We start from the raw sequence: 21,564 nt of genomic DNA on the forward strand, positions 1-21,564 counted from the left end.
ACGAGGCTGCTGGACAGGCCGCGTTCTGCGGCCTGTCCGCGTGCGTTAGCCGTGCAACGCCGCGTCGAGCGTCGCGAGCGATTGCGCGAGATCTGCCGCGTCGCCCGCCACGCCGTACACGTAGTGATCGGGACGCACGATCGCCGCGCGGCAGCGATTGCGCTCGAACCACGCCGCGAGCACGCCGTCGACTTCGACGATGCGATGCGTGTCGGGCAGCACCGCCGCATGGTGGGCGTCGCCATCCGGCGCGAGTTCGACGATCTGCGCGCCGACACGCGCCGCGGCTTGCTGTGCGTCGCTCGACAGCGGCTCGCCGCCCAGCGTCACGACGCGCCAGTTGCCACCCGCCACGATATCGAGCAGCGCGGCATCGTCGGCGTGCTGCACGCGCGGTTGCGGGAACAGCGTGCCGTTCGCTGCGTGGGCGGCGTGCGACAGCAACCCTGCGTCGAGCTTCGGCACGATGTCCTGGCGCGCGATCGTCTTCACGACGCCGCCCGCCTCGCGCAGCAGCCGCGCATCGCGCTCGCGCGCGGCGTCGACGTCGCGTTCGCAGATCAGCTTGCCGATCTCCTTGATGCGCGTGGTGAGCTGGCGCACATGGAGGCTGCGTTCGGCCTGATAGCTGTCGAGCAGGTCGGACTGCGCCGTGCCCGCCATCACGGCGTCGAGCTTCCACACGAGGTTCACCACGTCGCGAATGCCCTGGCACATGCCCTGACCGATGAACGGCGGCTGCTGGTGCGCCGCGTCGCCGCCGATGAACACGCGCCCACGTCGCCATTGCTTCGCGACGAGCGCATGGAAGCGATAGCTCGCCGCGCGCCACAGTTCGCCGTCCTCGCGCGTGAGCCAGCGCGAGAGCAGCTTCCACACCTGCTCCTCCTGCTGCATGTCGCGCGGATCTTCGCCCGGCATCAGCATGATTTCCCAGCGCCGATGGCCGCCCGGACCGACGATGTACGTGCAGGGCCGCGACGGCTCGCAATACTGGATCGCGACCTTCGGCAGCTTCTCGATGCCGCGCTCGTTCACGCGCAGGTCCACGACGAGCCACGGTTCGTCGAACACGAGGTCCTCGTATTCGATGCCCAGCTGCGTGCGCACCGTGCTCGACGCGCCGTCGCAACCGAGCAGGTAATCGCACGTCACGGTACGCGTCGCGCCCGTGTCGTCCTTGAGATGAACCGTCACTCCCCCGGCCGTTTCCTCGAAGCTCACGAGTTCCGTGCCCAGCGCGATCTCGACCGTCTCATACGCGCTCGCATGCTCGCGCAGCGCGGCTTCGACGGGCGGTTGCGTGAACACCATCGTCGGCATGTAACCGAGCGGCCAGGGCTTGGGCACCGTGTCGATGCGCTTGATCAGCTGACCGTCCACGCCGTAATACTCGGAAGGCGGGAACACGGCCACATGCTCCGCAATGCGCTCGACCACGCCGAGCCCCTGGAACACGCGCATGATCTCGTGGTCGACGGCGATCGCGCGCGGCTTGTCGTACACCTCGCGCGCGCGGTCCACGCACAGCACCTTGCGGCCGCGCTGCCCAAGCAGCCCCGCCGCCACCGCGCCGGACGGCCCGAAGCCGACCACGACCACTTCGTAATGGTTGTTGCGTTCCATCGTCATGCGCCCACTGCGTTCTGCTCGTCCTGCACCGTGTTTTGCAGGCGGCCCACGCGTTCGATGTCCACTTCCACACGGTCACCGTGCTTGAGCCACACCGAAGGATCGCGCGCCCAGCCCACGCCTGCGGGCGTGCCCATCGCGACCACGTCGCCCGGTTCGAGCGTCAGGCATTCGCTCAGGAGTTCGATGGTTTCCGCCACGCCCCAGATCATGTCGCTCGTGCTCGCCTGCTGCATGACCTGACCGTTGAGGATGAGGCGCAGCTTTAGGCCTTCGGCGCCCGGCGGCAGGTCGTCGGCGGTCACGAGCCACGGGCCGAATGCGCCCGTGCCGTCGAAGTTCTTGCCGATCGTCCACTGCGACGTGCGCTTCTGGTAGTCGCGGACAGAAACGTCGTTGAAGCAGGCGTAGCCGTACACGTAGTCGAGCGCATTCTCGCGCTTCACGTGGCGCGCACGCTTGCCGATCACGATCATGAGTTCGGCTTCGTAGTCGAGCTTTTCCGAAATGCGCGGACGGATCACCGGATCTTCGTGTGCGATCAGCGACGATGCGCCACGGAAGAAGATGAGCGGATAAACCGGCTTGAGATTGCCGCCTTCCTTGGCGTGATCGTAGAAGTTATGGCCGAGGCACACGATCTTGCCCGGCTCCGGCACGACAGGCGCGAGCGTGAGCGACGCATACGGCGCGCGATGCTCGCCGCTCTCGATGGCACGCTGTGCAGCCGCGTTCAGGTCCACGCCGGCCTTGAGCGCCGCGCGCAGATCCGCGGGCACCGAAGCGTCGGCCTTATTGAGGTCGACGACATCGTCGCCGTCGATCACACCAAGGCGCGTCGTGTCGCCCGATCGGAAGGTAACCAGTTTCATGATGTTTTATCTTTCAAGAAAAATTGATTCGTTATGCGATATTAATTCGTGCTTCAGCGCGACCCGGTTGCAGAAGCTTGCGGCGCGCGAAAGAAAATCGTCTTTTGCGCGGCCTTCATCCGGTCCGAAGGATTGCGCCCCACGCCCCACTGGTCGATGCGACCTGGCGGCCATTTCCAGTCGTCCGGGCCGCCGGTGCGATAGCTCTCGTCCACCTGCTGCACTTCGGCGGTGTATTCGATGACGAAATCGAACGGCCCGAGGAAGTACGCGAACACGTTGTTGCCCGGACCGTGTCGGCCCACGCCCCACTCGATCGGATGGCCCGCGTCGTTCATGCGGCCGCCGCCGCGCATCACCGAGTCGAGGTCGGGCATGACGAAGGCGATGTGGTTCAGGCTGTTCTCCTGCGCGTCCGCCAGCGCAATGCTGTGATGGTCGCTGCCGCAACGCATGAAGGCCATGACGCGCGTGCGGTCCGAGAGCCGGAAGCCGAGCGCCTTTTCGAAAAAGGCCTGCGCCACCGCGACGTTCTCGCTGTTGAGCACCACGTGCGTGATCTTGATCGGGCGGTCCTTGACTGGCTCGATGTCCGCGTGGCTGCGCCCGCCTGCAATGAAACGCAGCGTGCGCCCTTGCGGATCGAGCACGTCGAGCGCGACGCCTGCGCCCGGCATCGTCGTGGGGGCCGGGCCGCTCAGCACCGTGCCGCCCTGTTCTTCGACCGCGCGCGCGATCGTGTCGAGATGCCCGATTTCGGCCACATCGAACTCGATGGCGCGCACGTCCGCGTGCTCGCTCTGCGTGAGCGTGAGAATGTGATGCGCCGCGCCCGTGCCACGGAAATAGACTTTCTCCGGGCGGCGCGTGAGTTCGGTGAGATGCCAGGTATCCGCGTAAAAACGCGCGGCGAGTTCGAGATCCGGCACGCCGATCTCGATGCCTCTGAGGCCAGTGACGAGGCACTGCGTCATGTCATGCTCCATTCCTGATGCCCAGGAATTCCCGGGCGTTGCGATAGATGAGCCGTTCCGCTGCGGCCGCGTCGAGGCCGAGCGCTTCGACGCCGCCCACAGGATCGCGCTCGCGGAACGCGAACGGGTAATCCGTGCCCAGCATGATGCGCGTATCGCCGAACGACTCGACGAGATGGCGCAACGTGGCCGGGTCGAACACCAGCGAGTCGTACCAGAGGCCGCGCGCCTGCTCGCGCGCGCTTTGCTGCAGCGTCTCGCGCAGCGGCGCGAACACACGGCTGGCTTGTTCGAGGCGCGGCAGCAGCGAGGCGAGCGTGCCGCCGCCGTGGCTGAAGGCGATACGAAGATTCGGATACCTGACGATCAGGTTCGAGGTGATCGCCGAGGCGGCGGCCAGCCCCACGTCAGTGGGAAACGCCAGCGCCTGCACGAGTTGCGCCGGCCCCACGAGGCGCTCCTTGCCAGCCGGACGCAGCGCGTGCACGAATACGGCTGCGCCAAGCGCGGCGGCGGCCTCGAAGAAGGCATCGAACTGCGCCGCGCCGATGGGCGCGCCATTGATGTTGCTGCCGATCTCGACGCCCGCGAAGCCCGGCGTGACCATCAGGCGTTCGAGTTCGCGAATCGCCATGTCCACATCCTGCAGCGGCACCGCGCCGAGCCCGACCATGCGGCCCGCGCTCGCGTCGGTCATTTGCGCGATCGTGTCGTTGAGATATTGCAGCAGCGGCAGCGCGTCGGGCGCTTCCATCCAGTAGGAGAGCAGTTCGGGCATCGGCGAAATCGCCTGGATCGCCACGTTCTGCGTGTCCATGTCGGCGAGCCGCTTTGGCGTGTCCCAGCACAGGTCGGAGACCGTGCGATAGATCTTCTCGTCGATCACGACATGTCGATGGCACGCATGCGCTTCGCGCATCGACGGCCACTCGCGTGGCACGCGTGCGCCCAGATAGCGCGGGAATTCGGCGGGCACGATATGCGCGTGGACATCGATGCCCTGGCACGCGCAGCGGTAGGTCGGATGCATGGCGAGCGGCTGCCTTATCGGTACGCAAGGCCTGCGTGGCGCAGACCTTCGATACAGATGGCCTCGTCCTCGTCGCCGGTGCCGCCGCTCGCGCCAATCGCGCCGATCACCCGACCGTTCGTGGAAACGATCACGACCGCGCCCGTCTGCGGGATGAACTTGCCGCCCGCGGCGGGCGCGATGGCGCCAAAGAACACCGGATTGGCGCTGGCACGCTCATGCAGCGTGCGCGACGCGACGCCCATGCCGAACGCCGCCGCGGCCTTGCCGTGCGCAATGTCCACGCGCAGCGGCGTCGCACCGTCCTCGCGCACCATGGTTTTCAATTGCCCGGCTTCGTCGAGCACGACGACTGCCATCGGTTTGAAGCCTTCGCGGCGCGCCGCGGCAAGTGCCGTATCGACGACACGCTTTGCCTGATCCAGCGTTAGTGAGTCCACCTTGCTCCCCAGTCACGATTCGATCTGCTGAGGATCATAATATATACAAAATCAGACTGTCTAACGTTTTGTGTATTTGACAAGGGAAAACACTGAAGCCCTACCGTGGATCGGTGTTGCCGCCCAAATCAGATATACTTCATCCCAGATCGATTCCTCATGAGGTGTGACTTGTCCCGCATCGTAGCTAACCCCGCTGCGCCCGCAGGCACGGGGGGCGCGAGCGTCGCAACCCTCGCAACGAACCTGTATGACCGCATTCGCGCGGACCTGCTCGACGGCAAGCTCGAACCGGGGCGCAAGCTCCAGATCGAGTTTCTGTGCGACCACTACCAGGCAGGCCAGACGCCCGTGCGCGAGGCGCTCAACCGGCTCACCTCCGACGGTCTCGTCGAACGCCGCGACCAGCGCGGATTCGCCGTGGCGGGCATCAGCGCAACCGACCTGCACGAGATCACCAAAACGCGCTGCTGGCTCGAAGAAATTGCCCTGCGCGAAGCCTTCGCCACCCGTTCGACCGAATGGGAAGAAGACGTCGTGCTCGCGTATCACCGGCTTTCCAAGGTCCCGCGCTCGCTTTCGGAGAGCGAGTACAAGGAAAACCCCGAATGGGAGCGCCGCCACCGCGAGTTTCACCGCGCGCTGATCGGCGGCTGCCAGTCGCGCTGGCTCATCAACTTCTGCGAGCAGTTGGCCGATCAGCTCTACCGCTACCGCCAGCTCTCCGTGCGGCGCGTGTTTCCCAAACGCCATGAAGGCGCCGAGCACAAGGAAATTCTCGACGCGGTCGTGGCCGGCGATGCCGCCCGCGCCATCCAGCTCCTCACCACGCATTACCAGCAGACGGCGGACATCATCCTCACCGACGCCGATCTGTTCCCGCCCGCCTCCCGCTAAGCCGCTCCCCCGTCAACGCAGCCTCTCGCCCCTTCGGGGCGCGGTTGCGCTCGTCCGCGCACTCAACATACACAACCTGGTGTTTTCGATAGTTTTGTATATTTTTTGTTGACGGAATATTACTCCGTACACAAAACTCCTGATTTCATAGAGTGCTGCGTCCCGACGGCACCGTTCAGGAGACTTCATGAAGCTATCGTTCGCGCCGTCCTTTCCGCTTGCGCCCGTCGTTGCGCCCATCGCTGCGCTCGCCGCTGCCGCGCTTTTCGCGCCCGCTGCCCACGCACAATCGTCCGTCACGCTCTACGGCATCATCGACACCGCCATCCAGGTCGCCCGCACGGGCGGCAACACCGTGGTGCGCGAGGCGTCGAGTTCCGTCGCGCCGAACCGTTGGGGCCTCTTCGGCAAGGAAGATCTCGGCGGCGGCTATAGCGCGGTCTTCAAGCTCGAAAACGGCTTCAACCTGAACTCGGGCGCGATGGCGAGCAGCACCGCACTCTTCAACCGCGAGGCGTGGATCGGCATTCGCGGGCCGTTCGGCCAGATCCAGGCGGGCAACAACTACACGCCGCTGTTTCTCTCCTACGTGACCTACTCGATCGGCGAACTCAACGCGCTCGCCTGGGGCAACGCCACCAACAACTACGTGTTCGTGCCGGCGGCGCGCACGGCGAACTCGATCCGCTACACGTCGAACGAACTCGCGGGCTTCACGTTGCGCGCGCTGTATGCACGCGGCGCAAACGGAACGAGTGGGGTGCCCGCCTCGCTCGGCGACACACTTTCCGCAGGCGTGAACTTCAAGGCCGGCCAGTTCTCTGCCGACGTCGACTATCTGCAGCAGCGCTTCGCCAATACGGCGACGCTAACCACCACCACGTCGGTCGGCACGGGACGGTATTACCTGATCGGCGCCTCGTACGACTTCGGTTTCGTCAAGACGGCCGCGCTCTACCAGATGCACCGCAACGCGACCGGCGTGAGCACGTCGATTTCGAGCGCCTATGCCACGCCGAACCACGACTTTTATGAGGTGAACGCACTCATTCGCCATCTGGGGGGCGGCTCACTCCTCGCGAGCTTCGGGCAGTACTTCCTGAAGTCGGGTGGCGACGGTCACGCCACGTCCTGGGCCTTGCGCTACGACTACCCGCTATCCAAACGCACGGGCCTCTATGCCGGTGTAGCGGGCGTACATAATCACGGCACGACGGCGTTCACCGTGACGGACGCAGCGGGTCCAGGCATTGCCGTTTCGCCGGGCAAGGACATCACGACCGGGATTTTCGGCATCGTTCACGCTTTTTAGGCGGGATGATGATGAGGGGGAGAGTTGGCACGGAGCGCTTTCGCTTCCCCCTGCGCGGTAGAGGTCAAACTATGCGGCGTTCAACCTGACAGCGCGCCAAACCCACCCGGGCTTGCGCTGATATTCAATGTCTTCAGGCAATACCCGGGCAAAGCCGCGTTGCTCGTGATCACCGGACAACCGACTTCGTCTTCGATCGTCTGATCACACCGCTCACGTGGATGCCCGCGCAACGGATCAGGATCGCATCGAATTGGCGCGGCAAACGCAGAGCGATGTCCGCCCACGTTTGCTTCGGCATTCAGGTCTGAAACTGTCAATTTCCAGCGATTCCCACGCGCGTATGCGTGGGGCTGAATTGGTGTGCCGGATATGGTTGAATCGCCGGCCTTTCATCGTCAACGCGACTCATCAAAGCTTCGCCATCAGGCACGGTGTCGGGATGGCGCTGAATACAAAGCGCGTTCGTGCGTAACGGCTAACGGCGCCTGATCCGGCCTGCACCGGTTCCCCGGTTATTTGCCGGTCGTGGCTGCGTGTCGCTCGTATCCCCTTTGCCCAGGAGGTAACCGACGATGGTGCCCAAAAGGCCCATCATTGGAGCGATCTGCGTATTGTCGTAGCCAGCCGTGATAAGCAGCAGGCCCACCGTGATCACCAAGGTCAAGCCGAACACGCGCGTTGTGACGATGCTCCAGGACTGCTTTCGAAGGATCATCACGACGAATTCGAGCAATATCACGAAGGAGCCGAACGACAGAACAAGGATCGCTAGACCCGTTATTTTTAGGCTACGCCCGAGGAGTTCCAGGTCGTTGCTGCCCGAACTCTGCGAGGCGCATGCAGGCGGTTCGGCCCGCGGCTCGGTTTGAGTTCCGGTGGGAGGCCAGTTCGATGAGTATTTTCCGATCGATGGTTGTCCAGTCCCGCCACTCGGTTCGAAACCTTGAGCGTAGGTTGGCAAATACGCCTGGGTGTTATTCGGTATGTAATTCGGTACTTGCCAAAACGGCACGGTAGCGACGCCCGCTGGGGTGCTCGCGGGGCGTAGATCCGAGATTTTCTGAGCCCAGGCCGAAGGCAACACGAGCGCGGCGAGGATGAGCAAAACCGTCAATGCACCCTTCATATGGCCTCCCACACGAGCGTGATTGCGGATCAGCCTGCGCCGCGCCCAATCATCATCGTCTGAAGTTTGACCACAGATGGCGCTTTCGCACCGTGCGGTCGACCACATTGCGACCGCATTTTTTTTGTCGCGCCGCGTCAGTTTGAGAGCGGGCCTTCGACGCGAGCGTAAATGGTCCCATCAGGAATTCATCACGCGTGTGGAGGTTGTGCACAAGACGCTCGTCGCGGTTTGTGCTTCCGCGTGACACGGCTGGAAACACAGAGCGATCCGAATCTCCACCGTTAGCGAGCGAACCGGAAAGCCCGCCCGCCAATCGTAATCAGGCATAGCCCGTGCGCGACCACGACCTCTCCACGTAGCGCCGGTCTTCGAAACCCGATACATTGCAGCGCCCTCCTGAACCAGGCGAGGATGCTGTGGACAGCTAGCCAGACTCCGAGGACAACTAAGCACGAAGCCGCTAGCTTGCCGTGGATGCGCAGTTAGAACAGCACATCCAGACCCACGGTTACGGCAGTCTGGCTCGACGCACCGGCTGGGTTCAACGTGCTCACCACCGCATGCTTGTACGACGTGTAATCGAATTCGCCGTAAAGCGTCGTGCGTTTCGAAAGCAAATAAGCGAGCGAGACGATCGCGAGGCCACGGCGGCTCGCCTTGTCGGTTGACACCGTGGTCTGATAGTAGCCACCGCCAAGAATCAGGTACGGCTGGATTGACCAGGAAAGGCCTCCGAACGCGTTATTGGTCACCTGATGCGGCGCTGCCGGGTTCTGGAGATCCTCCGACATGAAGCCGCCCGAGACCCGCACTGTGCCGATCGCGTAGGCGGCACCCGCCATGTAGTAGCTGTCGCCGACGTAGTTCGTGCCGGTCAGGATGTTTCGATGTCCATAGACGCCGCCTACGCTGGCCGGCCCCATGTCATAGCTCACGCCGACCGAGCGCGTCGCGCCGCTGCTGAAATTTCCCGCCACGCCGCCAAACGAATTGTCGACCTCGAATAGCAAGGGCCCGAAGTCGTTCTTGTATTTGATCGAGTTGTTGTTGCGCGTGCCGTCCGACGCCTGCGTCAAAGGCAGAATCGGCGTGTAGTGAAAGCCGAATGGGTCGTAAATACTGATGATGTCGTGCGCGATGGTGTACTGGCGCCCGAGATCGATCGAGCCGTATTTCCTGTTGCCGATGCCCACGAACGACTGACGATTGAACAAGGTGCCGGTGGTGTTGTCCAGTTGCCCATTGCCCAGATTGAAGCCGCTTTCCAGCCTGAAGTGCGCGTTCCAGCCATCGCCCAGATCCTCTTTGCCGAGAAAGCCCAGTTTGTTCGAACTGTAGTAGCCGTTCGAATTCATGGTCACTACCGTACCGCCGCCTTTTACCGCGTTGGTCGGATAACGGATGCCGCCGTCTGCCGTGCCGTAGATCTGAATGCTGCTCTGCGACCAGGCAGGCACCGCACCGGCAGCCAGCGACAATCCGACGCCAATGCCTCTCCATGCGACTCTTTTCATCTAATGTCTCCATCTATATGTTTTTTATTTTTTGCATGTGACGAATAAACTCGCCCATACGATTTGGATGCCTAACTACACAGCGAAGACCGTATGCACGATCGCCACGGTTTTCTGCCCTGACTCCTCGTCAGCGGACCCGGTCTCCCGGTTCCGCCGGCCTCGCGCCGCTAGTTGCCCGCGTGTCCGCTGGGGGTCTGATTGAGCCTGCCCGGCGAAGCGGCAATGGGCTTGAAACCCGACTTCAGCTCGCGACGCAGCGCAACGCGGTCCAGCGCCTTTTCCCAGTTCGCGACGACAATGGTCGCCACGGTGTTGCCGACGATGTTGGTGAACACAAAGCCGCTCGACAGCGCCTTGTGAATGCCCAATATCAACGCGATGGATTCCACGGGAATCGTGTTCGACGCGGCAAGCGTCGCGGCGAGCACGGCAATGGCCGCGCCGGACACGCCCGCCGCGCCTTTCGACGTCAGCAGCAAGACAGCGAGCAGGACCAGTTGATCGTGCCAGCTCATCGTCGTGTTGGTGGCCTGCGCGAGAAACACCGCCGCCGCGGCGAAGTAAAGACACGTGCCATCGTGATTGAACGTATAGGCCGTCGGCAGCACCAGTCCGACCACCGACTTCTCGCAACCGAGCCGCTCCAGCTTGTCGATCAATTGCGGGAAAACGGTCTCCGACGAACTCGTGCCGATCACGAGCAACAGTTCCGCACCGATGTAACGCATCAGCCGCAGCAGACTGAAGCCATTGACTTTCGCAATCGGCCAGAGGATCAGCAGAATAAACAGCGCGCAGGTCAAATAGAATTCGAGCACGAGTTTGCCGAGCGATATCAGCGTGCCGAAACCGAACTTGCTGACCGTGAAGGCAATCGCGCCGAATGCGGCGAGCGGCGCGATTTTCATCGTCAATCCGATGATCCAGAACAGCGCGCCCGACACGGAATCGATCAGATTCAAAGCCGGCTGCGCCCGTTCACCGATCGCGGCGAGTCCGAACGCAAATAGCACCGAAAAGAACAGCACCTGCAACACATCGCCGCCCGCGAAAGCGCTGATCGCCGTATGCGGAATCACATTGAGCAAAAATTCACTCGTCGTGACGACATGATGGGCCTTGGCGACGTAGCTATCGACTGCGGCCGAATGCATGCCGTGAAGGTCCACGTTCATGCCGACGCCCGGCTTGAGCACGTTGACGACAACGAGCCCCAGCACCAGCGCGAGCGACGTCACCGCTTCAAAGTAAAAGAGCGCCTTGATAGCCACTCGCCCGACTTTCTTGAAGTCGTTGACACCCGCAATCCCGCTGCATACGGTGCAAAAAATAATGGGACCGATCAGCATCTGAATGACGCGAATGAACGCGTCGCCGACCGGTTGCAGATTGACGCCGAACTTCGGGAAAAAGTAGCCCGTGGCGATACCCAAAGCCATGCCGGCCAGCACCTGGAACGACAGGTCGCGATAGAACGGACGCCGCTCCCTGGGCTTCGCGGCAGAGGATTTGCCCGGCAGGCTCATAGTGTCTCCTTGTCAAACTCTGGCGAATTCGAATTCGCTCAAACATCGTGAAGCAGACGAACACCGCGTCAGCGCGCGGCGTCGCCCAGAATGCGCATGCTGTCGGCAAAAATTTCCTCGACAGTCAGCTTGCGCGGCAGCAGGCCCTGCTGCTCGCAGTACGCGATCGTTTCCGCAAGCGGCTCACGCAGCGCGTCATAACCGAACAGCAGCTTGTTCGCTTTCCCGGCGTCCTGCGCGGCCACCGATTCCTTGCCACGCAGCAGCAGGTCATACACCGCGCGAACGGCCTGCGGATTCGAATCGGCAAGGGCCTGCGTCACCACGACCACATGATTGATCGGCACATAGCGATGACGCCCGTACCATTCGCGGTCGGCGGCAGCGGCATCGTCGATCAGCGGCTTGAATTCCGGGCCGTCCGGCAAATCGTTGCCGAGGATTGCGGCGTCGATCTCGCCTGCACGCAGCATCGGCAATAATTGCTTGCCCGCATCGGCGCGCCGGACGAAAGCGGGATCGGCATATTCTTCCAGGTGGCCGCCCTCGATTGTCACCCATTCGATCTCCTCCAGCGGCACGCCGTACATTTCACGAAGAATCGCGCGTACCCACATGCCCGTGGTCTGCGCATAAGTACGCACGCCAATGCGCTTTCCCGCGAGATGGCCGATGTCCGGCTTCGCACGCTGCGCGTCGTAAATCAGGCAGCCTTGCTGAAAGCGCGCGGCCACGACGGCGGGCAACAGCACGACCGGTTTGCCGTAGGCTTTCGCTTGCAGGTAGCTCACGATGGCCAGCTCGCTGACGTCGTATTCCTGGCGGCGCGCCATCGGTGCGAACGCGCGATGAATCGGCTCGACGTCCTCGAAACGAAGCTCGACGGCCGGATCGCTCAATTCACCCGCTTTCAGCGCTTGCGTGTGCGGATAGGTTTTCAGCGCGGCCTTCAAGACCACGGGATGCATGGGAGTGCTCACGATCGGGTATTCCTGTTGCAAACAAAATCTGCGCCGTGCTCGACGCGTCAGTTGGCGAGCGCCGGATAAATGGCGCGTGCCGTGCCGCCGAAAATTGCTTTTTGTGCGTCCGGGGGCAGCATCGACAGGCTCTCTCGCGCCTGTGCGAGCAACTCGGGCAACGTACCTTCGGCAGCCGGGAAGTTCGAGCCCCACGCAATACGGTGCGCGCCGAATGCATCGAGCACGCGCGGGAAAAACTCGGCAGGCGTCGAGGCGCCCCGGCCCGCTTCGGCGATCGTGCGGTTCGTGAGCTTCAGATACACGCCCTGATGCGACGCCAGACTAAAGAGCGGCGCAGCGGCTTCGTACGGCGGGCCGCCACCGAGTTCAGGGCGCGCAAGGTGGTCGAGCAGCACACGGATGTTCGGGAAGCGTGCGAGCATGTTCAGCAGCGCGGGAATGCCTTGCGCGGTCATCTGCAGGCAGATCGACACGTTGTGGCGCTGTGCGTATTCCCACACCGGGAACGAGCGCTCGTCGTCGAGCCAACCCGCTTGACCAGGCATCGTGCTGCCGGTCGTGAAGAGACGCAGACCCGAGAGGCCCGCGTCGAGCCAGCGCTGCATTTGCGTGACGGCATCGCTCGCCAGCACGTCGATGGAAAACACGCCGGCGAATCGGTCCGCGTGACGTCGCACCGCCTCGACCACATAACTATTGTCGTTTCCATAGACCGTCGACGCTTGCACCACCACGGCGCGGTCAATGCCTGCCTCGTCCATCGACGCGAGCAATGCTTCAAAGCTGACGGGACGCTTCGCCGACCATTCCGACTGATGCCCGCCCACGGGCGCGAGCGGATAACGCTGTTTATCGGCGGAAATGGCGTGCGTATGCGTGTCGATGACAACGGACATGAAGGGGCTCCTGACTGGAAATGTCTTGCTGAATTGAGCTTCACTGTAAGCGAGGTGACGTCCAACGCCTCAATACGAAGTGAGGCCCCTCCCATCAATTTCCGTTAAGCTAAGGGTTTTGGAGCGGGCAGTCTGGAGGCTCGATGCAGGCGGATGGACAGACATCGTCAGGTGACGATCTGGCGCGATTAAGGCAACTCTTTCTGTTCGACGCGGTGTGCGAAGCCGGTGGCATCGGCCAGGCCGCGGTTCGTGCAGGCCGCACGCAGCCGGCCGTGAGCATGGCGATCAGCAAGCTCGAGGCCAGCTTTGGCTGTCAGTTGTTCGAACGCGGCTTTGGCGGCAGCGAATTGACGAGCGACGGCGTGATCGTGCAGCGGCGCGTGCGCCGCATGCTCGATCAGATGGAGCGCGCCGTGCTCACCCTCACCGGCCAGTCTGCGGCCCATGCGGCCAAGATTTGCAGACGCCTGACCGATGCGCAGGTTCGCTGCCACATCGCCATCGCCGACGCGGGGTCAGCCGCCGAGGCAGCGCTCTCACTGGACATCTCGCAACCGGCGGTGCATCGGGCAGCGCGCCAGATTGAGCAGAACGTCGGCGTGTCGCTGTACCGACGCCGTGTGCATAGCGTCTCAGCAAACGCCGCGGGCAGCGAGTTCGCGCGCTGCCTGAGGCTCGCGCTCTACGAAATAACCCAGGCTGTCGACGAACTGGCTTACGCGCGCGGACAACTCACCGGCAAAGTCTCGATCGGCGTGTTGCCGTTGTTGCCGCCCCGTCTCGTCGCGCGCGCGATTCAACGTCTGCGCGAGCGCTATCCGGCGGCGCGGGTCACCGTCGAGGAAGGATCGCATGCGCATTTGCTGCGCGAGCTGCGCAGCGGCGGAATCGATTTCATCGTCGGCGGGCTGCGCGAGCCTCGCCTCTCTGGATCTGTTCTGGAATCCGAACTGTTTGCCGACCCTTACGTCGTCGCTGTGCGCAAAGGGCATAAACTGGCGAGGCGAAAAAGCGTGGTCCTTGCCGATCTGGCCGATCACGACTGGGTCATGCCTCAACACAATGTGCCGCGCCGCGCGGTCATCGATTCGATTTTCGCGCAGTTGCCCGTCAAACCACCACTCGTACTGGAGACCAGTTCCCTTGCGATGATGCTGGCGATGCTCATGGAGAGCGATTGCCTCACGCTACTTTCACGCGCACAGATTCGCGACGCTTATCCGGGGCGCGAGCTGGTTGCCTTGAACCTCGAACTACCTGGCGCGAGCCGAGCGGTGGGTTATACGGTGCGTGCCGACTGGCTCGGCACGGCGGTGCAGCAGACTTTTGTCGAAATGCTCTGCGCGGAAGGCGCGATGGAGCCCGAAACCGAGTCATAACGAGTGGCGCTCGCTCCCGCAAGCACTCACGTATGAACACTGCATTCCTCGATAAATTGCTTAACCGTGTCCGGTCAAGCTGGAACGTTGCAGTAGCGGTCAGTGTACTGAGCCGCTATCGGTTCGACGAAAGAATACGCGCGATATCGGCGGCAGCGACATGCAACTGGTCCGCGATCTCATGCAGGGGCCGCTTCTTCATCCGCTCCGACGGCCCCGTCACCGAAAGCAGGCCGATCAGATCGCCGCGTTCGTCGCGAACCGGCACGGAAATGGCGAAGAGACTCTCCTCCAACTCATCGTCCACCGTCGCATAGTTTTGCTTGCGCACTTCCTGAAGCGCGCGGATCAGCTTCGACCGGTCCGTGATGGTCCGGCTTGCGAATTTCGGCAAGGTCTTCGGCAGGCGGGCTTCGAGTTCTTCATCGCTGAGTTCGGCGAGCGCCACTTTCCCGGTCGCACTCGCGTGGGCGGGAAACTCCGTGCCGATATAGCCCTTCGTCAGCGAAATCAGGCGCGTCGAATGCGCCTCGGCGACGAGGTCGAACTGGCCGTCGCCGCCGTAGACGGCGTAGCCGATCATCTCGTTGAACTCGTCCGCGAGCGCGCGCAGCGTTGGCTGAAGCCGCGAGATGATGCCCCGGTACGGATCGGCGAGACGACCCAGACGCGCGACGCGCCAGCCCAGCCGGTATTTGCTCTCGAAGCGCTCGACGAACCCCGTCTGCTCAAGACTGAGCAGGAGACGAAACACGGTCGGCCGCGACATGCCGACCTGCTGCGCGAGATCCGTCACATTGATGCCGTCGAGGTGGCGGCCGAGTTCGGTGAGCAGGGTCGTCGCCTTGATCACCGACTTGTTGGTCAGATCGCCGGGTTCGTTCGCTTCGTCTTCTGCCCCGGCTTCAGGAACGTCGTTCGTTACCGCGAGTTTCGCCTTTCTTCCAGCCGCCACTTGTTGCCCCCATCCGGCTCCGAGCCTTCCCCGCGCTTCGTTGTCGAATGCGAGTTCAAATCGGACGCTATTTGTTCAAAAGTTGAACAATAACATGCCTCATGGGGTTGGTCACGGCGCTGGGCCGTGAGCGGCACAGCGGTTCTAGCCTTTCACCGATGCGACGATGTTGCGGGCCGCGACGGCGAGCAAGCTCGTATCGGACGCAATCGGCATGAAGCGGTAGCCGAGATTCGCCATGCGTTTCGCGAGATCGGCTTCGCCCGCATAGACGCCGGGAACGACGCCCGCGCGTTCGCAACGGCGTGCGATATCGGCCAGCATCCCGTCGCTGCCTGCGCCGAGCAACACCTCCAGATCGATGCCGAGACTCAGCGAGAGATCGTAAGGTCCGACGAAAATGCCGTCCGGCTGAGTAGCGAGAATGGCGTCCAGATTCCTCAGTCCGGATGCGGTCTCGATCATCAGGATGCAGAGCGGGTCCGCTTCGACGTTGCCCGGCGCGGGCTTCGGATAGCGCGGGCTCAGACGCGTGGGCCCATAGCTGCGCGTGCCGCGCGGCGCGAACCGGCAGGACGATACCAGCGCGGCGGCGGTGGTTTCATCCTCCACGGTCGGCACGATGATCGCGGCGGCGCCGGCATCCACGACGCGGCCGATCATGCCCGCGTCGTGCCCGGCCACCCGCACGGCCGTCGGAACCGAAAACAGGTGCGCCGCCTGAACGAGCGTTTGCAGATCGGCCAGCTCCGCGCCGCCGTGCTGGGCATCGATGCAGATCCAGTCGAAACCCTCGGCGGCCAGCAGGTCGATCGACAAGGGATCGCGCAAACTCGACCACGCGCCGATATGTGTCCGCCCGTCGTTCAAGTTCCAGCGTGGCGCTTGCATCCCGCTGCTACGATCGCTTTCGCCATATATCTTCATCGTCTTGCTCATTGCTCGCTATTTAGTTTGCATCCCGAATTATCTAAAACTGAATGAATCCAGTCTATATTCGTCCTGCCGCCGTTTCTGAATCAGGTGTGCCTAGCCTTTCAAGCTACCTTCGGGATTCGAGGATTCGCCGAGCGTCAGCCCTTTGGTTTCCGGTGCGAGAATCTGCGACACGATCGCACCGAATCCGCAGATCAGCGCCGCAATCAGCATCGTGGGAGCGACGCCGTAATGATTCAGGAAGACCGGCAGCACAAACGTGCCCGCCGCCGCGCCGATACGCGAGACCGCCATGCCGAAACCCACCCCTGCTCCGCGAATCTCGGTCGGATAGACCTCGCCCGGATAGACGCCGGTCAGCGCGGTCGGGATCGCATTAAAGAACGAGAACACGGCGAAACAGAGAATGACGATGACCGGCGAAGCGTGAGAAAAGAGACCGATCACGACCAGCGCGATCGTGCAGATCCACAGAGGCGGAGCGGACAGTTTGCGACGGCCCGCGCGCTCCACCAGCAGCATCGCCGCCAATGACCCCAGAACCACGACACCGTTGATCAGTAGCGCACCGGTCAGCCCGTTCTCCACGCCGAGCCCGTGCAGCACCGCTGGCGCGAAGGTGCCGATCGCGAAATAAGGCGTGACGGTCGTGAGAAAGAAGACGCAGATAAAAAAAGTGGTCTTGAGATATTTCGGCGAGAACAGCAGGCGGAAACTGGTTCGCGTGCGCTGAGTCGTGGCCGCGATTTCCCGTTCGAGATCACGGACATCCTCTTCCTGCATAAACTCCCGCGCGACCGCCATGCCCTCGTCCACGCGGCCTTTGCTGATCAGCCAGCGCGGCGACTCGGGCGAGCCCAGCCGAAGCAGGAACACAATCAGCGAAGGAATGGTACTCATCCCGAGGATCAGGCGCCAATCGGAACTGAACGTCTCCACCATGAAGTAGCCCATCGCAAACGACACCAGATAGCCGACATACCAGGCGACTTCCTGCACCGTAAGCAGTTTGCCGCGCATGCGCGCGGGCGAAAACTCCGCGAGCAGCGGCCAGCCGATCGAATAATCGGCGCCGATGGCCATCCCCATGAATAGCCGCACGGCGAACACTTGCCACGCGTCGTGAAGAAAGAACTGAAGCACGGAGCCGCTCAGGAAAATGCCGAGCGTGACGATGAACATGGGCTTGCGGCCGATGCGGTCAGCGAGATAGCCGCCGATGGGTGCGCCGAAAAAGATCCCGATCAGCGTCGATGCGCCAATCAAGCCTTGCCAGGCCAGCGAAAGCCGCAGACTTTCGGTGATCGCGGGCATGACCACGCCCACGCCGCCCAGAATGAAACCATCGATAAACATGCCGCCTGAAATCAGGAAGGTCAGTTTGGCGATGAACTTTCGCTGCGTCTCGGACATGGGTCGAGGAGGCTGCGCCTCCATAGGCAATGCGCGCGAGGCGATTCTTGAAACCATGAACGTCTCCTTGTCTCTTTGATTCGTCTGATGGAAATCCGTCCTCGCCTGCCGATCAGGATACAGCCTGCGGGAGCGGATTCCTCGACGCCTATTTCGTTCACAATGTAAACGCGGCGTTCATTTATAGTACATCAAGGCCAAGTACTTTGCGCTACATCAATATCCAGGGATGTCCCTCATGGCAGGCGAATTCGTTCGCGCAATTCATTACGATCCGGATACCTAACTATTTCCGTTATTCACGCACGATCGTCACAATGACGACATCGTGCGGAGAAGTGAATGGCCGCGCCGTACGCGGCGCGAGCAGGAATATGTGCTGTGCTGGAGCTACTTCAGCAATTCGCGCGCGGAAAGCCATATGCCGGCAATCGCCAGCACCATGCCCGCGGCCTGCGTTATCGGCGGCATGGTCTGCTTCCACATGCACGTGTAGACGATGCCGAACACCGTCTCGAGCACGATGAGTTGACCCACGAGACTCATCGGCAGCACATGCGAGGCGCGGTTGAAAAGCACCGCCCCAAACCAGGACGCACCCAGGCCCAGCGCGGCGGAAGTCAGCATGAAAAGCACGCCGCTCTGACCATGGAAGATCGATGCGCTCGACGCCAGTCCGTGCCCGCTCAGCGAAGCCACGCAGGCGATCACGACGCCGAGCGCGAACGTCGCCGCGCCGACCGCGCATGACCATTGCGCGCCGCTGATCGACGGATGCGCGCGCAGAAATCGCGCATTCGACAAGGCGTACCACGTCCACGTCACGACGGTCACGACGACCGCACCAACGCCTGGCCAGGACAGCCGCGCTTCATGATCGAGGATGCCGCTTTGCACGACGAGCACGACGCCCAGGCCGATCGCCAGCATCAGGAACGGCACCAGCAGTTTGCGCCACGCGCTCGCCGTCAACGCACCGCTTCCCGCGACCGAAATACAGATCGGGATCAGTCCGGTGATCGGCACCACGACTTCCGCGCCGGTGTCCTGAACGCCGAAGCTGACGAGCAGCGAAAACAGGATATTGCCGACGAATCCATAGAGCGCGGCGCGCATCCAGTGGCCGGAGCGCAGGCGCATGTTGCGATAACGCGTGAGCAGCGCGGCGATCGAGACCAGCCCGTAGAAAAAGAAGCGGCCAACGGTAATCTCGACCGGCGAACAGGCGTCCAGCCACAGCGGCGCGACGAACGACAACGCCCAGAGCGCGGTCGCGAGGATCATGCAGATCAGCGCGCCGTTGAACGACAGGGAACGGGATTGCGGCAAATCGGTTGCGTCCATGTCATTGCCTGGAAAAAGTGTGCGACCTGGCGCGCGCGGGCCGGGAATATCAGCGCGAGCGCGATGAATGTCTGTCGGGAGCCAGCCGTCGTGGCGCGATAACGGCACGATAGCGGCCCGATTGCAACCTGATAGCAGCCGGTTGGCTCCCCGCCCGTTTCAGGCGACGGCTGCGGGCAGCGCGGCCAGCCTCGCGACGGTCTGCGCGCACGCATGCGCGACCTCCGCGCCCTTGACGAGAAAGTGCTCGCGAAAGAAGTCCACGTGCTCGTCGCCGCCATGAAAGTGATGCGGCGTGAGCACGGCGGAAAACACCGGCGTCCCGGTTTCCAGTTGAACGTGCATCAGCCCGTCGATTACCGCGCGCGCGACGAAATCGTGTCGATAAATCCCACCATCGACGACGAGACCGGCAGCGACGATACCCGCATAGCGGCCGCTGCCCGCGAGGCGCTTCGCGTGCAAAGGCAATTCATAGGCGCCGGGCACTTCATGGAAGTCGATATCGCCGGCGGCATAACCGTGCGTCTGGATCGCCTGCAGAAACGCCGTCCGGCATTGATCGACGATGTCGCGGTGCCAGCAGGCCTGCACGAAAGCTAGGCGCGGGCGCGAACCGGCGGGTTGAGCGATGGCGTGGGCTTCGTGTTGGGTGGTCGTGTTCATCGACTGTCTCCTGGAGTGACTCGATACGTCGGCGGCTAAACAGGTTGGCCGCCGACGTCGAATTGATTCGTTATACGTATGAATGATTCAGAGCCGCAATGCGTGCGTATTTAACGCACTGCCGGTTGCCACCGGCCATCGACACGGCGCGTGATGCCGCACGGATTGCCGTCGCGCAGCGCCAGCGGAAGCTGTGCGTCGGGGAAGGTCTGATACGCAACGGGCCGCATGAAACGGCTGATCGCGGCGGTTCCCACCGAGGTCGTTGAAGGCGCGGTCGTGGCCGGATACGGACCGCCGTGATGCTGCGCATACGACACCGTCACGCCCGTGGGCCAGCCATTCCACAGCACGCGACCGCCCTTTTCGCTCACCACGCTCAGCAGCTTCGCGACGTCTTCGTCGGACTCAGCCTGCAAGGTGCAGGTGAGCTGGCCTTCGAGCCGTTGCGCGAGTTCGGCAAGCTCGGATTCGTCGCGGTATTGCACGATCACCGTCGCGGGACCGAACATTTCTTCCTTGAGCACGGCTCCCTGCGCGCGAACGTCGGCGGATGCCGCGATCAGCACGGTCGGGCTGGGCGCGCGTGCGCCATCGCCTTCGATCAGCACGCGCACGCCGGGCAGCGCGCCCACGGCCTTCACGGCGGCATCGAAACCTTCGCGCAGGCGCGGCGTGAGCAGCGGCGCGGCCTGCTTCGACGTGAACACGGCCTGCAATGCCTGCGCGACTTCAGCGGCATCGCATTCGGGAATGAACAGCAAACCTGGCTTCGTGCAGAACTGGCCCATGCCCATCGTCGCCGCGTTCGCGTAGCCCGCGAGAATCTCGTCGCGGCGCGCGGTCCACGCCGCCTTCGTCACGAACACAGGATTCATGCTGCCGAGTTCGCCGAAGAACGGAATCGGCTCGGGGCGTCGGCTCGCGCGATCGAACAGCGCGCGACCGCCTGCGATCGAACCCGTGAAGCCGATGGCCTTGACGAGCGGATGATCAACGAGCGCTTCAGCGGCAGCGTGCCCGCTTATCGTCGCGAACAGACCCGCCGGTGCGCCCGCTTCGCGCAGCGCCGCGACGACAATTTCGCCCGTGCGCAATGCCAGCGTGCGATGGCCGTCGTGAATCTTGTGCACGACGGCGCAGCCCGCCGCGAGCGCCGCCGCGCTGTCGCCGCCGATCACCGAAAACGCGAACGGAAAGTTCGACGCGCCGAACACACCCACCACGCCCAGCGGCACGTTCATGCGGCGGATGTCCGGGCGCGGGCCCATACCCCACGTTGCATCCGCGTGATCGATCGTTGCACCGAGGTGCTCGCCACGCACGATCTCATCCGCGAAAAGACGCAACTGGAACGCCGTGCGCTTGAGCTCGCCTTGCAGGCGCGCCTCGTCCAGATGGGTTTCCTCGCGCGCGATCGGCACGAGTTCGCCCGCGTGCGATTCAAGCGCCGCCGCCACGGCCTCCAGCCACGACGCGCGCTGCGCGAGCGTGGCCTCACGGCTGTGCTCGTAAGCGGTCTGTGCTGCCGTCACGCAGTCGGCGAGCTGCTCCACCGAAGTCGGCATCGATTGATCGGACATATCTGTGCTCCTCACATGTATTAGTCGCCCGCTCCATTGCAGGGCGAGGTTTGAGTCAGCAATCGTCCGATTTA

At 62.9% G+C, this 21,564-nt stretch carries 19 protein-coding genes; 3 read left to right on the forward strand and 16 right to left on the reverse strand.

Annotated elements, in window-relative coordinates:
• Nucleotides 1-45: 45 nt before the first annotated feature.
• Genes LDO54_RS08700 through LDO54_RS08720 form a run of 5 tightly spaced genes read right to left on the reverse strand, consistent with a single transcriptional unit; the run spans nt 46 to nt 4,948 of the window.
• On the reverse strand, nt 46-1,632 hold the full coding sequence (locus LDO54_RS08700; protein ID WP_224009235.1) for a bifunctional 3-(3-hydroxy-phenyl)propionate/3-hydroxycinnamic acid hydroxylase: 1,587 nt from the start codon (nt 1,630-1,632) through the stop codon (nt 46-48).
• Nucleotides 1,629-2,504 (reverse strand): fumarylacetoacetate hydrolase family protein, encoded by an 876-nt coding sequence (locus LDO54_RS08705; protein ID WP_224009236.1) that lies wholly within the window; start codon nt 2,502-2,504, stop codon nt 1,629-1,631. Before LDO54_RS08705 ends, LDO54_RS08700 begins: the two co-directional genes overlap by 4 nt.
• A gap of 53 nt (nt 2,505-2,557) precedes the next feature.
• Nucleotides 2,558-3,478 (reverse strand): VOC family protein, encoded by a 921-nt coding sequence (locus LDO54_RS08710; RefSeq protein WP_224009238.1) that lies wholly within the window; start codon nt 3,476-3,478, stop codon nt 2,558-2,560.
• Between the two features lies 1 nt (nt 3,479).
• A complete protein-coding gene (locus LDO54_RS08715) occupies nt 3,480-4,508 on the reverse strand; it encodes an amidohydrolase family protein (protein ID WP_224009240.1) in 1,029 nt (342 codons plus the stop codon).
• Between the two features lie 14 nt (nt 4,509-4,522).
• Nucleotides 4,523-4,948, reverse strand: coding sequence for a GlcG/HbpS family heme-binding protein (locus LDO54_RS08720; RefSeq protein ID WP_224009242.1), 426 nt, complete (start codon nt 4,946-4,948; stop codon nt 4,523-4,525).
• Between the two features lie 159 nt (nt 4,949-5,107).
• Here LDO54_RS08720 and LDO54_RS08725 point away from each other — a divergent pair, with 159 nt between their 5' ends.
• Together LDO54_RS08725 and LDO54_RS08730 are read left to right on the forward strand one after the other, a co-directional pair.
• Complete coding sequence (locus tag LDO54_RS08725) at nt 5,108-5,845, forward strand: GntR family transcriptional regulator (RefSeq protein WP_110330029.1); 738 nt, start codon at nt 5,108-5,110, stop codon at nt 5,843-5,845.
• Nucleotides 5,846-6,032: 187 nt separating this feature from the next.
• Nucleotides 6,033-7,157 carry a porin gene (locus tag LDO54_RS08730; protein WP_224009246.1) on the forward strand — a complete coding sequence of 375 codons (1,125 nt, stop codon included), beginning with the start codon at nt 6,033-6,035 and terminating at the stop codon, nt 7,155-7,157.
• A gap of 478 nt (nt 7,158-7,635) precedes the next feature.
• On the opposite strand, the gene LDO54_RS08735 is transcribed toward LDO54_RS08730, so the two are convergent.
• The 5 genes from LDO54_RS08735 to LDO54_RS08755 all read right to left on the reverse strand — a co-directional run bounded on the left by LDO54_RS08735 (nt 7,636) and on the right by LDO54_RS08755 (nt 13,211).
• Nucleotides 7,636-8,286: a hypothetical protein gene (locus tag LDO54_RS08735; RefSeq protein ID WP_224009248.1), complete on the reverse strand. Its 651-nt coding sequence runs from the start codon at nt 8,284-8,286 to the stop codon at nt 7,636-7,638.
• A gap of 485 nt (nt 8,287-8,771) precedes the next feature.
• Complete coding sequence (locus tag LDO54_RS08740) at nt 8,772-9,803, reverse strand: porin (RefSeq protein ID WP_224009250.1); 1,032 nt, start codon at nt 9,801-9,803, stop codon at nt 8,772-8,774.
• A gap of 170 nt (nt 9,804-9,973) precedes the next feature.
• Entirely contained in the window at nt 9,974-11,332 is a 1,359-nt protein-coding gene (gene dctA / locus LDO54_RS08745) for a C4-dicarboxylate transporter DctA (RefSeq protein ID WP_224009252.1), read from the reverse strand.
• Between the two features lie 68 nt (nt 11,333-11,400).
• Nucleotides 11,401-12,300, reverse strand: a complete 900-nt coding sequence (locus LDO54_RS08750; RefSeq protein ID WP_224009704.1) for an ABC transporter substrate-binding protein — start codon at nt 12,298-12,300, stop codon at nt 11,401-11,403.
• A gap of 59 nt (nt 12,301-12,359) precedes the next feature.
• Nucleotides 12,360-13,211, reverse strand: coding sequence for an amidohydrolase family protein (locus LDO54_RS08755; RefSeq protein WP_224009254.1), 852 nt, complete (start codon nt 13,209-13,211; stop codon nt 12,360-12,362).
• Between the two features lie 143 nt (nt 13,212-13,354).
• Here LDO54_RS08755 and LDO54_RS08760 point away from each other — a divergent pair, with 143 nt between their 5' ends.
• On the forward strand, nt 13,355-14,593 hold the full coding sequence (locus LDO54_RS08760) for a LysR substrate-binding domain-containing protein (RefSeq protein WP_224009256.1): 1,239 nt from the start codon (nt 13,355-13,357) through the stop codon (nt 14,591-14,593).
• Nucleotides 14,594-14,708: 115 nt separating this feature from the next.
• Here the strand turns inward: LDO54_RS08760 and LDO54_RS08765 are convergent, their stop codons facing one another.
• The 6 genes from LDO54_RS08765 to LDO54_RS08790 form a co-directional block, all read right to left on the reverse strand.
• Nucleotides 14,709-15,548: an IclR family transcriptional regulator gene (locus LDO54_RS08765; protein WP_224009258.1), complete on the reverse strand. Its 840-nt coding sequence runs from the start codon at nt 15,546-15,548 to the stop codon at nt 14,709-14,711.
• A 144-nt stretch (nt 15,549-15,692) separates the two neighbouring features.
• A complete protein-coding gene (locus tag LDO54_RS08770; protein ID WP_224009260.1) occupies nt 15,693-16,418 on the reverse strand; it encodes an HpcH/HpaI aldolase family protein in 726 nt (241 codons plus the stop codon).
• Nucleotides 16,419-16,577: 159 nt separating this feature from the next.
• Nucleotides 16,578-17,954 carry an MFS transporter gene (locus LDO54_RS08775; RefSeq protein WP_224009262.1) on the reverse strand — a complete coding sequence of 459 codons (1,377 nt, stop codon included), beginning with the start codon at nt 17,952-17,954 and terminating at the stop codon, nt 16,578-16,580.
• Nucleotides 17,955-18,287: 333 nt separating this feature from the next.
• A complete protein-coding gene (locus LDO54_RS08780; protein ID WP_224009263.1) occupies nt 18,288-19,241 on the reverse strand; it encodes a DMT family transporter in 954 nt (317 codons plus the stop codon).
• A gap of 159 nt (nt 19,242-19,400) precedes the next feature.
• Nucleotides 19,401-19,907, reverse strand: coding sequence for a 6,7-dimethyl-8-ribityllumazine synthase (locus tag LDO54_RS08785; protein WP_224009265.1), 507 nt, complete (start codon nt 19,905-19,907; stop codon nt 19,401-19,403).
• A 110-nt stretch (nt 19,908-20,017) separates the two neighbouring features.
• Nucleotides 20,018-21,490, reverse strand: a complete 1,473-nt coding sequence (locus LDO54_RS08790) for an aldehyde dehydrogenase (NADP(+)) (RefSeq protein WP_224009267.1) — start codon at nt 21,488-21,490, stop codon at nt 20,018-20,020.
• Nucleotides 21,491-21,564: the final 74 nt, after the last annotated feature.

This window comes from Paraburkholderia tropica (assembly GCF_914484835.1).
In the GTDB taxonomy this organism is placed as follows: domain Bacteria; phylum Pseudomonadota; class Gammaproteobacteria; order Burkholderiales; family Burkholderiaceae; genus Paraburkholderia; species Paraburkholderia tropica_A.